This is a genomic window from Pseudoalteromonas sp. APC 3694 (assembly GCF_030407565.1).
GTDB classification, from domain to species: domain Bacteria; phylum Pseudomonadota; class Gammaproteobacteria; order Enterobacterales; family Alteromonadaceae; genus Pseudoalteromonas; species Pseudoalteromonas tetraodonis.
On sequence record NZ_JASDDE010000038.1, the window covers coordinates 1 to 14846 of the forward strand.

General features: G+C 41.9%; 14 protein-coding genes and 1 pseudogene. 7 read left to right on the plus strand and 8 right to left on the minus strand.

The genetic code is table 11. The features are described 5' to 3' along the window. Nucleotides 1–87 precede the first annotated feature (87 nt). From QMA00_RS13050 to QMA00_RS13065, 4 genes and pseudogenes are all read left to right on the plus strand, one after another. A pseudogene (locus QMA00_RS13050) lies at nt 88–405 on the plus strand (glutathione S-transferase family protein); the annotation flags it as partial. Nucleotides 406–416: 11 nt separating this feature from the next. After that, nucleotides 417–767, plus strand: a complete 351-nt coding sequence (locus QMA00_RS13055; protein ID WP_013464070.1) for a DUF2750 domain-containing protein — start codon at nt 417–419, stop codon at nt 765–767. Between the two features lie 89 nt (nt 768–856). Beyond that, the gene (locus QMA00_RS13060; RefSeq protein WP_013464069.1) at nt 857–1537 is read left to right on the plus strand and encodes a hypothetical protein; all 681 of its coding nucleotides are present in this window, start codon (nt 857–859) and stop codon (nt 1535–1537) included. Between the two features lie 114 nt (nt 1538–1651). Beyond that, nucleotides 1652–4225 (plus strand): M1 family metallopeptidase, encoded by a 2574-nt coding sequence (locus tag QMA00_RS13065; RefSeq protein WP_076922437.1) that lies wholly within the window; start codon nt 1652–1654, stop codon nt 4223–4225. A gap of 260 nt (nt 4226–4485) precedes the next feature. On the opposite strand, the gene QMA00_RS13070 is transcribed toward QMA00_RS13065, so the two are convergent. Then, nucleotides 4486–4851 carry a hypothetical protein gene (locus QMA00_RS13070; RefSeq protein WP_036981345.1) on the minus strand — a complete coding sequence of 122 codons (366 nt, stop codon included), beginning with the start codon at nt 4849–4851 and terminating at the stop codon, nt 4486–4488. Nucleotides 4852–4912: 61 nt separating this feature from the next. Next, nucleotides 4913–5788 carry a hypothetical protein gene (locus tag QMA00_RS13075; RefSeq protein ID WP_076922438.1) on the minus strand — a complete coding sequence of 292 codons (876 nt, stop codon included), beginning with the start codon at nt 5786–5788 and terminating at the stop codon, nt 4913–4915. A gap of 115 nt (nt 5789–5903) precedes the next feature. On the opposite strand from QMA00_RS13075, the gene QMA00_RS13080 reads away from it, so the two are divergent. Genes QMA00_RS13080 through yjjG form a run of 3 tightly spaced genes read left to right on the plus strand, consistent with a single transcriptional unit; the run spans nt 5904 to nt 8089 of the window. Then, nucleotides 5904–6803, plus strand: coding sequence for a phosphoribulokinase (locus QMA00_RS13080; RefSeq protein ID WP_008114793.1), 900 nt, complete (start codon nt 5904–5906; stop codon nt 6801–6803). Nucleotides 6804–6863: 60 nt separating this feature from the next. Continuing rightward, entirely contained in the window at nt 6864–7403 is a 540-nt protein-coding gene (gene yjjX, locus QMA00_RS13085; protein ID WP_076922439.1) for an inosine/xanthosine triphosphatase, read from the plus strand. An 11-nt stretch (nt 7404–7414) separates the two neighbouring features. Further along, on the plus strand, nt 7415–8089 hold the full coding sequence (gene yjjG / locus QMA00_RS13090) for a pyrimidine 5'-nucleotidase (RefSeq protein ID WP_016899498.1): 675 nt from the start codon (nt 7415–7417) through the stop codon (nt 8087–8089). Between the two features lie 88 nt (nt 8090–8177). Here the strand turns inward: yjjG and lpxC are convergent, their stop codons facing one another. The 6 genes from lpxC to murC form a co-directional block, all read right to left on the minus strand. Next, nucleotides 8178–9089 (minus strand): UDP-3-O-acyl-N-acetylglucosamine deacetylase, encoded by a 912-nt coding sequence (gene lpxC / locus QMA00_RS13095; RefSeq protein WP_010390707.1) that lies wholly within the window; start codon nt 9087–9089, stop codon nt 8178–8180. Nucleotides 9090–9194: 105 nt separating this feature from the next. Then, nucleotides 9195–10451, minus strand: coding sequence for a cell division protein FtsZ (gene ftsZ, locus QMA00_RS13100; protein ID WP_076922440.1), 1257 nt, complete (start codon nt 10449–10451; stop codon nt 9195–9197). 21 nt (nt 10452–10472) lie between these two features. Beyond that, nucleotides 10473–11705 (minus strand): cell division protein FtsA, encoded by a 1233-nt coding sequence (gene ftsA / locus QMA00_RS13105; protein WP_013464060.1) that lies wholly within the window; start codon nt 11703–11705, stop codon nt 10473–10475. Between the two features lie 13 nt (nt 11706–11718). Continuing rightward, nucleotides 11719–12480, minus strand: a complete 762-nt coding sequence (locus QMA00_RS13110) for a cell division protein FtsQ/DivIB (protein ID WP_076922441.1) — start codon at nt 12478–12480, stop codon at nt 11719–11721. 1 nt (nt 12481) lies between these two features. Next, complete coding sequence (locus QMA00_RS13115; protein WP_008110682.1) at nt 12482–13402, minus strand: D-alanine--D-alanine ligase; 921 nt, start codon at nt 13400–13402, stop codon at nt 12482–12484. Continuing rightward, the gene (gene murC, locus QMA00_RS13120) at nt 13399–14808 is read right to left on the minus strand and encodes a UDP-N-acetylmuramate--L-alanine ligase (RefSeq protein ID WP_217696937.1); all 1410 of its coding nucleotides are present in this window, start codon (nt 14806–14808) and stop codon (nt 13399–13401) included. The genes QMA00_RS13115 and murC overlap by 4 nt, the downstream gene beginning before the upstream one ends. Nucleotides 14809–14846 lie beyond the last annotated feature (38 nt).

A 14846-nucleotide genomic window follows, 5' to 3' on the forward strand; every position in this document is an offset into this window, starting at 1 on the left:
CTTAGCCCACTAGGTTACAAACCTCGCGCCGCGATTAAATCGCCCCTAGTTTGAAGAAATTTTAATCCGTAAAGGTCAACAGGCCCTAGCATCAATGCCTGCAATGATTCATTCGTTGAATTACTGTTATGCCAACGTTCTGGATTTGACACGCAAGCTGATAAACTATTTTTTAATCTGCAAAATGAGCGAGTTGCGCAAACATCACACTATTTAAATGATCATTTATGCGATGATGAATTTAAAAGCTGTGAATGCCTCAACATCAGTTTATACTGTTTACTTGATTGGATATGCTTTCGTGAACTCACTGATTTTAGCGCGCAGCCGCAATTAGTTAAGTTTCATGAGGCGTTTAGTCAGCGTCAAGCGACTAAAAATACCAACCCTCGACTTAAATTTTAAAAGGTGGATACATGAGCGATATCGAAATTGAATCACAACTAGTTAGCTTTGTAGAAAAAGTACGTGTTAGTGAGCAGATCTGGGCACTGGGTGCCGATGATGGTGGCTTTGTTGTATGTGAGTCAAATCAGTTTGACGACACCGATGTACTTTTACTGTGGGAATCACAAGACGCAGCACAAGCACAATGTAAAGAAGAGTGGCAAGATTACAGTCCAGTAGAAATAAACCTTGATGAGTTTTTAGATGATTGGGTTGAAGACCTAAAATCTGATGATGCATTAGTGGGTTTAAATTGGAATGACGATCAGGTGTGTGTAGAAATTGAACCGGTTGGTTTAGCTCGCGCGCTAAGCGAATAAGTTTTAGGCGTTAGTTCGCTGACATTATCCCAACTAACAGCAACGGTTAGTTGGGGTATAAAAATAATAAAAACTGTCAAGGTAATACGTTGAAAACCCATCTTGGTCGTCGTCCATTTTCAGCTATGGAGCTGCATACGCTCTATAACGGATATATTTATAGTGATACACGGCTTGCCCGCGAACAAGCTAAACACTGGCATTTCTGGCTGCCCTTAATTGCTTATTACAGTGGCGCTTACAGTGATGAAATTGGCTGCTTAACCCTTGATGACCTAATACTTAAAAATAATATTCTCTGTTTTAGTTTTCATACCCACGGTAAAATTAAGCCACGTTTAGTGCCTGTTCATCACGCCCTTATTAGCGCTGGGTTTAATGACTATTTAGCTTATGTAAAAGCACAAAATCACTCCCGTTTAATGTTTGATCTTCCCGCTAAAACAGGGCGCTATAGCGAAAAAGTGCGCATATGGTTTTCAGGAGAGGGTGAACGCGCAGGATATTTGCAAAAATGTGCAATTCCTTCGGTGGATCAACTCGGTATGAAAACCGCCATTAGTAGCTTACGGCTTAACTTTGAACAACAGATTCGTATTTATGCCCTGCAAGCAGGCAACAAAGACTGCTTTAATTATTTAATGGGCTTTAATGATTACCCTCATGATAACTTTAACGATATAGCCTTGTTAAATAAGGTGCTACAACAGATCCGGGTTATCAATTCCCACATTCATTGGCAGCGGTTTTTAGCCCGAGATAGCCACTGACAAACTTTGTTACTCTTTTCCTTAGCGATCTGCGCTTACTCTAGTAAAAAAAGCTGTTAGGATGAAGTGCCGTCTATATGACTGTTTCTAACAACAAAAAATCTAGGGATAACTATGTTTTTAAAAAGCCTCTTAACCGTGAGCGTTGCGCTTGCGATGAATGCTGCTCATGCTAACGAATTCGTCATTGAAAAACTCGCAAAGCCAAGTTCACAAAAAGTCGCTTTAACGCTCGACCCAAGTCAGGATACCTTTACAGGAATGACCGAGATCAGCTTAGAAGTGCTCAAACCAACACACTACATTGAGCTCAATGGTGTTGATTATGCAACTAAAATGGTGCAACTACTAGGTGAGCAAAACTGTGATTTGAACAGCGAAATGCTTAAAACAGGTAAAGTTAAATTTAGCTGTGAAGAGCAAATTCAGCCAGGTAAATACACCTTAAAAATAGATTTTTCAGCGCCTTATAACCGCCAGAGTGTGGGGTTATATAAAACCCTAGATCAAGGCGTTCCGTACTTGTTCACGCAATTTGAAATGAGTGATGCGCGCCGTGCATTTCCGGTGTTTGACGAACCAAGCTATAAAATTCCGTTTCAGTTAACCATTACCGCCCCCACCTCACAAAAAGTGTATTCAAATACACCTGAGCTAAAAACGACGGTGAATGGCGATATGACCACCCATTACTTTGATAAAACGCCACCAATTCCATCTTACTTAGTGGCTATGGCTGTAGGTCCATTTGAAGAGCTAGAAATTAAAGGCATGCCTATTCTTGGGCGTGTGATCACCCCACAAGGTAAAATTCATTTAGCGCAATATGCAAAAGAGAACATGCCTAAAGTACTGGGCGCACTTGAAGAGTACTTTGGTATTCCTTATGTATATAAAAAGCTAGATTCAGTGGCTGTTCCAGAGTTTCCGTTTGGCGCTATGGAAAACTCAGGCTTAGTGACTTACCGCGAAGATATTCTTCTGGTTGATTTAGAAGCTGCAACGCGTAGTAAAAAACAACGTAATGTCTCTATTATTGCCCATGAATTAGCTCACCAATGGTACGGTAACTTAGTGACTATGAAGTGGTGGAACGACTTATGGTTAAACGAGGCGTTTGCAAGCTGGATGGCGGCAAAAATTACTAAGCAGCTTAATCCTGAGTTTGAATCACACCTAGATTTACCACAAAACAACGTAATGGCGTTAGATGCACGTTTAAGCACTAAGCCAATTCGTAAACCAATTAAAACCGAAGCCGATATTATGGATGGTTTAGGCCTTGCCTACAGCAAAGGCAGCTCAGTACTGGCGATGGTTGAAAACTGGATTGGCGAAGAGGCATTTCAAGCTGGTATTCAGAACTACTTAAAAGAATTCTCCTATAAAAATGCAGAAGCTGCCGATTTATGGGAAGCACTTGGTAAGGCTTCAAATAAAGATGTAGCGAGCGTTTTAAAATCGTTTATTGAACAGTCGTCATTCCCGCTAATTAACGTTAAGCAGCAAGGTAAGAGCATTACGATTTCGCAAAGTCGTTTTGCCAATGCCGGTGTTGAAGCTCCTGCTCAACTGTGGAATGTACCGGTTGCGATTAAATATGGTGCTGGCGATAAAGTACAAACAGCCAATGTATTATTAAATAAACAAAGCCAAACGCTAGCATTAGACTTTGAACCAGAGTGGATTTATCCAGATCAAGGCGCGCTAGGTTATTACCGTTGGGTAATGGATGATGCGCAATTTAATGCGTTAATAGATAATGCAGCTAGGGTATTAAACGACCGTGAACGCTTAGCCCTATTATCGGCAACAGATGCCCTACTTGATGCCGGTGTCATTTCAGCGGCTAAATTAATGCAAACGCTTGAAGTATTTGCCAGCGATAGTCATCCGCGTGTTGCTAATACTGCTTTAGGTTATTTAGCGTCACAGCAGCGTACTTTTAAAGACGATAGCAATAAAGATTTATGGCCTACGTTTATTCAAAATGCGGTGATGCCTGCCGCTAAAAAATATGGCCTAGAAGCAAAAATGGGCGAAGATGGCGCAGTAGCTCAACTTCGTGCCGCGGTGGTATCACGCTTAGGGTTTGATGGTGAAGATAAAAATGTGATCAATAAAGCCAAACAGCAAACACAAGCTTACTTAAACGATCCACAAAAGGTAGACCCTTATTTAGCAGGTACTTATTTACGTCTTGCGGCTTTTCATGGGGATAAGGCGTTGCTAGATCAGTTTATGACAACCTTTAAAACCACCAAAGATCCACAAGTGCGTACCAATATGCTGGCAGCAATGGGTTACTTTGGTAAACCTGAACTACAAAAAGTGGTACTGGCGTATAGCTTAACAGACGAAGTAACGGCTTCTGATATGCGTACTATTTTATCGGGTCAAAGTTACACCGATGAACGCCAAGCACTGTTTATTGATTGGATTTATAACAACTACGATAAAGTAACAGCAAGCTTGCCACCATTTTTTGTGCCAAACTTACCTTACTTTACTACCGCCAGCTGTGACGCTGACAGTTTAGCTACAACGCAAAGTTTCTTTGACGCTAAACTGGATGCTGTACCCGGTTATGCGCGTACGTTAAGTAAACTTGCAGAGAGCACCAATGACTGTATTGCACTTAAAAACCGTGAACTGAAATCAGTCAATAGCTTTTTAAATAGCAAATAAGTTAAAGTTTAAAGGATGGCGGGCTGCGGGCGACGAGTAACGGGCCGAAAACCTCAAACTCGGGCTAATGGCTGATGTTTTCTCATTTACTTCTCATTGTCTTCTCTTTGTGTATAAAATCTTAAAAAGTTTATTCACAAAGAGATTAAGAGGCGCAGCCCTTTTAGAGCTAGTGATTAAAGACAAAAATTAAGGGTTATAAAGGTTAAAGGTTGAAGATTTTATCTTGCACCTTTTGCCTTTAGCCCTGCACCATTCTATTAACCGCCAATAATCATCGTTAGCTTAGCTATAAACTCTTTTGCCGCTTGTTCAGAGTTAATTTTAAAAGCAACACCATAATGAATAGGCTGCGTACTTTTATAAATACGGGTAGGAAAACGGGTCATTTCACTGCTATGAAAATAGCCTTGAGTACGCACAACCCCATCAATATCAGTAAAGTCATCACTAAACACTTCAAATGCCGGGCGGATCACAATTTTACCTTTACCTGTTTCCGCATGGGTGTAAAACGCCTCTTTAGAGTTTACTAGCATATACTCAGCTATGTTTTTTATTTTAAAGTTACTTCTACACTCTAGTTTGATCAGCTGCTCGGTTAACTCGTCTGCACTAAATGCCATGTTTATCCCTATTCGTTGATTTATGTATAACCTTAACGCATACGCAATATGAAGTCTTATTTTATTGTGTTACGTGGCAGACAAATGCAAGCTTATCGTTGTTATAACTCATTCGAGTAATATTCGTTTTGCAGTAGTTGCTTAAATCAAGCCACTGCGATATAGCAGAGCCGCGTGTTAATTTACGCTGGTAAACACGGTTTTTAATTGCGTAAGCAATGGTATTTTCATCTTTTAAGATGAAATCTTGTACTTGGTTTGGCAGTCTAAGTATATCGGTAACTTGCTTAGTTTGTGGATCAAAACGCGCTAGGTGATGCTGCCCGTGTTTACTATGGCTAAATAAAAACTCAGCCTGCGCTTTATTATAAATAAGCGTGCGACCAATATCGCTTGCTACCACCTCACCTTTTGCCGCAGCAACCGAGGTATATTGCAAAGTGTGTGGTTCGCCTAAAATAAACATCACTAAATCGTTGTTACTTCCCCAAGCGTGGTAGCCTACAGGTTCAATCCAATCAAAAATACGACTTGCAGCCAACTCGGGTGCCAACGGATATTGCCATAGCTTTTGTTTACCATCGTCTTCAACGACAATCACCGATAAGTGCTGCCCATCTGGTGTTAAAGTGGGCGAGTATTCACTTTGTGGCGTATTAGTGACCATAGAGGTTTGTTTTGATGATAAACTGTAAAGCGCAATATCTGTTTGACTCTGGTCATTACTGATTATTTCTCGGGTATAGTATAGGCCGGTGTCGGTTAAATGGGGTTGATTGTTATAGCTCGTTTTATCACTAACAATGCTTACACGTATACCATGCGGAGTATTTAAATCGGCGAGCAAAATGTGGCTTTTAGGCATACTTGCCTGAGCAATATCTAGCGTTAAAGCATTTATAGCTATAAGCCCTAACAACGGTTTAATCAGTTTCATGCTTTCTCTCGTTTTAATTTTAAGCACCTCATGATAACGTTATTTACTGATGACGTCACTTGACCTAAGTCAGTCAACTCTTTATAACTAACGGGTCATAAAAAAGAGAACAAACATGTCAGCTAAACACCCTATTATTGCAATCACCGGCTCATCTGGAGCAGGCACTACAACCACCACTAACGCCGTGAAGCATATTTTCCGCAGCCTCGATATCAATGCTGCATTTATTGAAGGTGATAGCTTTCATCGTTACACACGTCCTGAAATGGACAAAAAAATTCGTGAAGCCCAACAAGAAAGTAAACATATAAGTTATTTTGGCCGAGAAGCCAATGACTTTGGTGCATTAGAAGACTTATTTACCAAGTATGGTGAAACAGGCGAAGGTAAACTGCGCCGTTATTTACATACCTTTGATGAGGCCGTGCCTTATAACCAGTTACCTGGAACATTTACTCCTTGGCAAGAGCTTGAGCAAAATACAGATTTAATGTTTTACGAAGGCTTACATGGCGGCGTGGTCGACGAAGATCATGATGTTGCTAAGCATGTTGATTTACTCATAGGCATGGTGCCAATTATTAACCTTGAGTGGATCCAAAAGCTTATTCGCGATACCTCAGAACGCGGCCATTCTCGTGAAAAAGTCATGGACTCGATTGTACGCAGTATGGATGACTACATTAATCATATAACGCCGCAATTTTCTCGTACCCATATTAACTTTCAGCGAGTCCCCACCGTTGATACTTCCAACCCATTTAGCGCAAAAGATATCCCCTCCCTTGATGAAAGCTTTGTTGTGATTCGCTTTAGGGGGATTGATGATGTTGATTTTCCGTATTATTTGCGGATGATTGAAGGCAGTTTTATGTCGCGTATAAACACCTTAGTGGTGCCTGGTGGTAAAATGGGACTCGCTATGGAGCTAGTGCTTACGCCACTGATCAAAGATATTATTTTGAAAAAACGCGCCTTAGCAAAATTAGCCCCACCTGAAATTCCTATTTAGACTCTTTTTTGTGAACCCTAACTCACGTACACTGCTGATTTTAAGTATGACGAGTTTAATATGTCGCAATCAATTAAAATTATTGTTGGGTCTAAAAACCCAGTAAAAATCAATGCCGCTAAACACATTTTTGCGATGTATTTCCCTGAGCATTTAATTGAATGTAGTGGCGTTCATGCACCTTCAGATGTACCCGATCAACCAATAGGCGAAGAACAAACGTGCTTGGGTGCACAGAATCGAGTTAACTACTGTAAAGCACAGCATCAAGCAGACTACTACATAGCGATGGAAGGCGGCGCAGCGCAATTTAGCTATGGTGCAGCAACCTTTGCCTATGTTGTTATTGATGACGGCGCACAGCAAGTTACAGGACGAAGCAGTAACTTACCTTTGCCTTCGGTTTTTTATAAAGCATTGCTGCAAGGTGAAGAGCTCGGAGATGTGATGGATAAGGCTTTTAATACCACCAATATTAAGCAACAAGGGGGTGCTATTGGTTTATTAACTGATCATCATGCGACACGAGAAAGTACCTATACTCAAGCGCTGACTCTCGCCATGGCGCCTTTTCTTAATCCCACTTTATATAATCAATAACGGATGTTTTAATGAAGTATAACTACGTATTATTTGATGCCGACGAAACCTTATTTAGCTTTAATGCCTTTGCTGGCTTACAAAAAATGTTGGCAGCTTATGGCATGGATTTTACCAAAGCAGATTATGAACATTACCAAAATACCAATAAGCCATTATGGATTGCCTATCAAAATAACGAAATTACTGCAAACCACCTGCAAGTAACTCGCTTTAGTGAGCTGGCAAATAAGCTTAATGTTCCAGCCCAGCAGCTCAATGATGACTTTTTATCGGCAATGGCCGAAATTTGTATGCCTTTACCCGGTGCGATTGAATTATTAAACGCCCTTAAACCTCATGCCAAGTTAGGCATTATCACCAATGGCTTTTCTCAGCTACAAGGACGTCGTTTAGCGCATACTGGGCTGCAAGATATGTTCGATTGGCTGGTAATTTCTGAAAAAGTAGGTATAGCTAAACCTGCAAAAGAGATATTTGAGCACACCTTTAATTTAATGGGGAATCCACCGAAAGAGCAAATTTTAATGGTCGGTGATACCGCCAGCAGTGATATTCTTGGTGGACAAAATGCAGGCATAGACACCTGCTGGTTACAGCACCCAGGGGTAATCTTACCTGAAGGTATTAAGCCAACGTATCAAGTCACTGAGTTAAAACAGTTACAAACTATTTTAGGTCTATAATACCTGACTGATTATGGTTACAAACAGCCAAAAAAAAATGACGCTAATAAGCGTCATTTTTTATAACTGTATGTAAGCGATTAACTGATTAGGCGTTTGCTAATTCAAGGCCGGGGGCAGGCATCGAAACAGGCGTTTCAAAGGTTGCCCACTCCCATGCTGACTCAGTTGCCATAATTTTGCGTAGTAACTTGTTGTTTAAATCATGGCCTGATTTAAATGCAGTTACTTTACCTAAAAGGTTATGACCTGTCATAAACATGTCACCTACACAGTCTAGTATCTTATGCTTGACGAACTCGTCTGGGTAACGCAGACCGTTTGGATTTAAAACTTTAAATTCATCAAGTACTACTGCACTATCCATACTACCACCTAGTGCAAGGTTATTAGCATGCATGTATTCAATATCTTTCATAAAGCCAAAAGTACGCGCACGACTAATCTCTTCAGTAAAACTCTGTGCGGTAATATCTAAGCCAATGCGTTGGCGGCTTTCATTGATTGCTGGGTGATCAAAGGCAATTTCAAAGTCGATATGAAATCCGTCGTAAGGTTCTACTTCGGCCCATTTATCACCTTCTTCAATACGTACTTTTTCTTTAATACGAATGAAGCGTTTTGCAACATTTTGCTCTTCAATGCCGCCTTTTTGTAATAAATAAATGAATGGCAATGCACTACCATCCATTATTGGAACTTCTGAGCTATCAAGTTCAACAATTAGATTGTCGATACCCATGGCCGCAACAGCTGCAATTAAATGCTCAGTAGTTGATAAGCGAACACCATCTTTGTTAATTAAACAGGTACACAATTGCGTATCACCAACGGCTTCAGGTGTTGTTTCAAAATCAACAACCGGATCAAGGTCGACACGACGAAATACAATCCCAGTATTTGCGCTCGCAGGTCGGAGAGTTATTGTGACCTTCTCACCTTTATGAAGTCCAATTCCTATGGCTTTGACTACTTGTGCAATCGTACGCTGTTTAATCATAGGTTCGCTCACTTTAGTATATATTACAGTTAGACGGCGGAGTGTAACATAAATACGGTATAACTACAATATTTGTTCACATTTCGCACAAAAGTACTGTTTTAATTAGTCTGCTTGTTTACGTAAAAAAGCAGGGATGTCGAAATAATCGCCACCTTCAGATTTATCTGTTTTCTTAGCACTGCTTGACGACGTATTCGTTGCTGAACTTGAAGAGCTAGTCGATGTGCTTTGCTCTTTTGATTCAGTTTGCGATGTCGTTGCAGGCTCTTCAGTCGTACTTGTGCCTTGGCTTGCAAAGCTAGGTACGTACATGCTGCTGCTTGTTTGTGTGCTTGAGCTAGTTACATCAGAGCCTGACGCTTTTTTGAAACCGTTATCTACAATACCAAACTGTGGACGACGATCGCCGCCTAAGCCAGTTGCAACAACCGTTACACGTAGCTCGTCTGTCATTTCAGGGTCGATTACCGCACCCACAACAACCGTTGCGTTTTCAGACGCTAGCGCCTTAACGTGATTACCCACAATTTCGAATTCTTCAATCGCGATATCCATACCCGCAGTAATGTTAACCAAAATGCCTTTAGCACCGGTTAAATCTACGTCTTCTAGTAATGGGCTTGAAATAGCCGCTTCTGCTGCTTCTTGTGCACGATCAGGACCCGAGGCAGATGCAGTCCCCATCATGGCTGTACCCATTGCAGACATAACAGTACGTACGTCGGCGAAATCCACGTTAATTAGACCCGAGCGTGTGATTAGCTCAGCAATACCCTGTACCGCACCAAATAATACGTCATTTGCTTTAGCAAACGCATCCAGTAAAGTTGTCCCTTTACCTAATACTTTTAGTAATTTGTTATTTGGAATAGTAATTAACGAGTCCACGATTTCAGACAATTCGCTAATCCCCTGCTCTGCAGCAGCAGCACGTTTTTTACCTTCAAAATCAAATGGGCGCGTTACAACTGCCACGGTTAGAATGCCCAGCTCTTTAGCAATTTTAGCCACGACTGGCGCTGCTCCGGTCCCTGTACCGCCGCCCATACCTGCCGCTATAAATACCATATCGGCGCCTTCAAGGCTGGCACGAATCGTTTCTGCGTCTTCTTCAGCCGACTGACGGCCTACTTCAGGGTTTGCACCCGCACCTAACCCAGAGGTTATTTGCGTACCTAATTGTACCGTTACATCAGCGGCTGAATTACGTAATGCTTGTGCATCCGTATTCGCTGCAATAAAACGAACACCTTCTATTTGTTGTTTTACCATGTGCTCAACTGCGTTACCGCCGCCGCCACCAACACCGATTACTTTTATTACAGCTTCTTCGCTGTGTTGTTCCATTATATCAAACATATTTACTCTCCGACTTGAGTACTAAAACTCGCCTTGAAACCATTTTGTGATGCGGTTCCACCAATTATTATTATCATCCGCTTTCGACTTTTGTGCATTCATCGACTGCATAGTACGCCCGTATTGTAACAAACCTACAGCGGTTGCGTACGATGGATCATCAACATAATCAGTTAAACCTACTACACCAATTGGTTTACCTATTCTTACTGGCATCTGAAAAATATCTTCAGCCACTTCCATTGCGCCAGTCATTTTAGCAGTTCCGCCAGTAATGACGAGACCTGCTGCAATTTGGTCTTCTAATCCTGAACGACGAATTTCTTCCATCGCCAATTCAAATAATTCTCTAAAACGTGGCTCAACCACTTCTGATAACGTGTGCCTAGACATCAGTCTTGCTGGCCGCCCACCTACGCTTGGCACTTCAATCGTGTCTTCGCTGCTCGCCATTTGGCTACTTGCACAAGCATATTGTACTTTGAGTGACTCAGCATGTGATATAGGTGTACGAAATATTTTTGCAATATCACCGGTTACTTGGTTACCTGCCACCGGAATAACCGCCGAATGACGCAGCGCACCATTAATATAAATAGTGATATCCATAGTACCACCACCAATATCAAGCACAGCAACACCTAACTCTTTTTCGTCATCCGTCAGTACGGAATAACACGAAGCAAGCGCTGTGAATATAAGTTGGTCAACTTCAAGCCCGCAACGTTCAACACATTTTTCTATATTTTTAGCCATGTCGTTGGAGCAGGTAATAATGTGCGCGCGTGCTTCCATGCGCACACCGCTCATGCCGAGTGGGTTTTTAATCCCCTCTTGCATATCAATGCTGTACTCTTGCGGCAAAGCATGCAACATTTTGCGTTCAGCTGAAATTGGCACTGAACGAGCAATGTGTATTACATTTTCAATGTCTTCATCGGTTACTTCGGTGTTATTAATAGCCACAACACCGCTTTCGTTCTGACACTGAATATGCTTGCCAGAAATACCCAAATAAACCGAGCTAATACGACAATCAGCCATCAATTCGGCTTCATCTATAGCGCGGCGAATAGACTCAGACACTAAATTTAAATCGTTAACACCGCCTTTATCCATTCCATGAGATACTTGGCTCCCCACGCCAACAATGCTGAGCTTGTTATCTGTGGTGATTTCACCTACCGTGGCCACTACTTTAGAAGTGCCAACGTCTAATCCAATCACTAGGTTTCTTTCTGCTGACTTAGTCATGCCTTACTCTTTATTATAATTGCTGTTCTTGCAGTGCCTTATAGCTCACTGCAAGGCCGGTATCGTAGCGTAAATCAATTGCATCTATCTGTGCATCAGCACGTTTTTCTATACGTGAATAAACGTCTATAAAACGTTGTACACGTTTGGCTTTATCTTTGCGCCCTAAATTTAAACGCACACCATTATCTAACCAAAGTTGCCACGAAAACCGCTCAGATAGCGCAAGGCTAGTGAGCGTTAGTGCATTTACTTTAAGCATTTCATCAAATTGTTTAAACGCTACCCATGCTTCTTTTTCACTGCCTTCTGGCCCATATAGTTGGGGTAAAGTGGCACTTAACTTATCACTTTTAGCTTCAAACGCGTCACCGCTTTGATTAATCAGCAAGTCACTATTCCAGTGAGCAACTGCTTGATGTTCTACCACGTAAACTTGAATGGTATCAGGCCATTGCTTTCTTACCGATACCGTTGCAACCCAAGGCAGCTCTTGTACTAAATGCTGAACTTGCTTTACGTTTAGCTCAAAAAAACTACTTAAATCTGCTTTTTTTATTGCCGCTGTTATTGCTTTTTCATCGGTGTACTTAGGGTTCCCCAGCACCGTTAAATGCTTAATTTGTGCATCTTTATTTTCAACTAACCAGTGCGAAACCCCACTGGTTATTTCAATTAACCCTATCACCACGGCTAGAAAAAAACTCACTCCAAAAATCAGCGACCAGTTAAGTTGCTGTTTTAGTTGCTGCGCTTTCTCTAAAAAGGGATGCATATTAAAGGGTTTGCTCCAAAATGCGAACAACTAATTGCTCAAAACTTGCCCCGTTGGCTTTTGCTGCCATTGGCACCAATGATTTTTCTGTCATGCCTGGTACTGTATTCACTTCTAGTAAGTAAAAATGTCCTTGTTCATCTTGCATCGCATCGACTCGTCCCCAGCCACTTGCACCCACTAAATCAAACGCATCAAGCGCCATCGCTTGTAATTTTTGAGTATCCGATGGTGATAAATCAGCAGGGCAATGATATTGCGTACTATTTGACTGATATTTAGCTTGGTAGTCATAAAATCCATTTGGGGTGCTCATTTCAATCACAGGTTGTACTTCATCACCCAAGACCGTAATGGTAAATTCACGACCCGTGATCCACTGCTCTACCAATACTTGGCTGTCGAACTTAAATGCATTAGTGAGCGCATCTTCAAGCTCTTCTGCAGAGCTTGCTTGCGCCATACCAATACTGGAGCCTTCGTGCGATGGCTTAACCATCACTTTTTTAAATTCATCGATAATTGCTTTAGCATCAAAGCCTTTTTTAGCATCAACTACCGCATAAGGTGCGGTGCTTAAGCCTGCCGATTTAAACAAATGCTTACAACGAATTTTATCCATTGCCAGTGCCGAACCCAGAACATTACTGCCGGTATACGGCAAGTTCATAAACTCTAAAGCACCTTGTACCGTGCCGTCTTCACCACCACGCCCATGTAAAGCAATAAAAACGCGATCAACGTTTAACGACTTTAATTCCCATAACGAACGATTTTGTGGATCAAACGCTATCGCATCAATGCCAACTTCTAACAGCGCATTTAATACCGCTTGACCAGATTTTAATGACACGTCACGCTCTGCTGAATTTCCACCTAGCAGCACCGCCACTTTACCAAACTGGGAATTTACCTGTGTCATACTTCACCTTGCTTTAATTTGTCTATCGACATATTCGTGGCTGCTAAATTTTTAACAAGCTGACCTATGTTACCCGCACCTTGTGTGAGCACTAGGTCGTTATTTTGTAGGCAGTTGGCAAGTACGCCCGCAAGCTCTGAGCTTGAGGCTACATGTAATGGCTCTTTGCCACGCTGGCGCAAACTACGGCATAAACTTTTACTATCAGCGCCAACAATCGGCTCTTCGCCTGCACTGTAAACATCGAGTAATAAAAGCTGATCAACCTCAGCCAATACCTTAACAAAATCTTCGTATAAATCGCGAGTACGCGTATAACGGTGCGGCTGATACACCATCACTAAACGCTTATCAGGCCAGCCTTCTCGTGCTGCGGTGATAGTAGCAGCCACTTCTGATGGGTGATGGCCATAGTCATCAACAAGCATCACGCTGCCGCGTTCATTTTCAAATTCACCGTAGTGCTGAAAACGACGGCCAATACCTTCAAAAGTATCTAAAGCCGCTAAAATTGCATGATTCGCAATATTTTGATCTTTAGCCACGGCAATCGCTGCGGTTGCATTAAGGGCATTATGTTTACCCGGCATATTCAGCTTGGCGGTTAAACTCTCACCTTGTTTATTAGTCACCGTAAATTGGCATGTGTTCGCTGTTTGGCTAAAGTCACTCATTCGATAATCAGCCTCGTGTGACTCACCGTAAGTGATCACCGGACGACCAAAACGGGGGATCAATTCAGCAGCAACGTCTGAATCAATGCACACCACCGCTAACCCGTAAAAAGGCAGGTTATGAATGAATTCAACATAAGTATCTTTCATTTTTTCTAAACTACCGCCGTAGGTTTCCATGTGATCTTCTTCAATATTAGTGATCACCGACACCATAGGCTGTAAATGCAAAAATGAGGCATCGCTTTCATCTGCTTCGGCGATTAAAAAGTCACTTTTACCTACCTTAGCATTGCTGCCTGCGCTGTTAAGCAAACCACCAATAATAAAGGTTGGATCGAGCCCGGCTTGTGCATAAATGCTCGCAATTAAGCTGGTTGTGGTCGTTTTACCATGGGTGCCCGCAATGGCGATACCGTGGCGAAAGCGCATCAGTTCAGCTAACATTTCTGCACGACGAACCACCGGAATACGTGCAGCTTGCGCGGCTTGAATTTCAGGATTTGTTTTATCTATTGCACTTGAAACCACCACCACATTAGCGTCTTTTACATTATTTTCATGATGGCCAATAAATACTTCAGCACCGGCTTTAATTAAACGCTCAGTCATTGCGCTGTGAGCTATATCTGAACCTGTAATACGGTAACCTTCAAAAGCAAGTACTTCTGCAATGCCGCCCATGCCTGCACCGCCTATTCCTACAAAGTGAATAGTTTCAATGCGGCGCATCGCTGGGCGTGTATATTTTTCTTTTGCTAATGTCTGTT

Excerpts from the sequence above, each read along its gene's own strand:
- QMA00_RS13075 (WP_076922438.1), bottom strand. The coding sequence starts at position 5,788 with ATGAAACTGATTAAACCGTTGTTAGGGCTTATAGCTATAAATGCTTTA.
- QMA00_RS13070 (WP_036981345.1), bottom strand. The coding sequence starts at position 4,851 with ATGGCATTTAGTGCAGACGAGTTAACCGAGCAGCTGATCAAACTAGAG.
- QMA00_RS13080 (WP_008114793.1), top strand. The coding sequence starts at position 5,904 with ATGTCAGCTAAACACCCTATTATTGCAATCACCGGCTCATCTGGAGCA.
- ftsA (WP_013464060.1), bottom strand. The coding sequence starts at position 11,705 with ATGACTAAGTCAGCAGAAAGAAACCTAGTGATTGGATTAGACGTTGGC.
- ftsZ (WP_076922440.1), bottom strand. The coding sequence starts at position 10,451 with ATGTTTGATATAATGGAACAACACAGCGAAGAAGCTGTAATAAAAGTA.
- QMA00_RS13065 (WP_076922437.1), top strand. The coding sequence starts at position 1,652 with ATGTTTTTAAAAAGCCTCTTAACCGTGAGCGTTGCGCTTGCGATGAAT.
- yjjX (WP_076922439.1), top strand. The coding sequence starts at position 6,864 with ATGTCGCAATCAATTAAAATTATTGTTGGGTCTAAAAACCCAGTAAAA.
- murC (WP_217696937.1), bottom strand. The coding sequence starts at position 14,808 with ATGCGCCGCATTGAAACTATTCACTTTGTAGGAATAGGCGGTGCAGGC.
- QMA00_RS13110 (WP_076922441.1), bottom strand. The coding sequence starts at position 12,480 with ATGCATCCCTTTTTAGAGAAAGCGCAGCAACTAAAACAGCAACTTAAC.
- lpxC (WP_010390707.1), bottom strand. The coding sequence starts at position 9,089 with ATGATTAAACAGCGTACGATTGCACAAGTAGTCAAAGCCATAGGAATT.
- yjjG (WP_016899498.1), top strand. The coding sequence starts at position 7,415 with ATGAAGTATAACTACGTATTATTTGATGCCGACGAAACCTTATTTAGC.
- QMA00_RS13055 (WP_013464070.1), top strand. The coding sequence starts at position 417 with ATGAGCGATATCGAAATTGAATCACAACTAGTTAGCTTTGTAGAAAAA.
- QMA00_RS13115 (WP_008110682.1), bottom strand. The coding sequence starts at position 13,402 with ATGACACAGGTAAATTCCCAGTTTGGTAAAGTGGCGGTGCTGCTAGGT.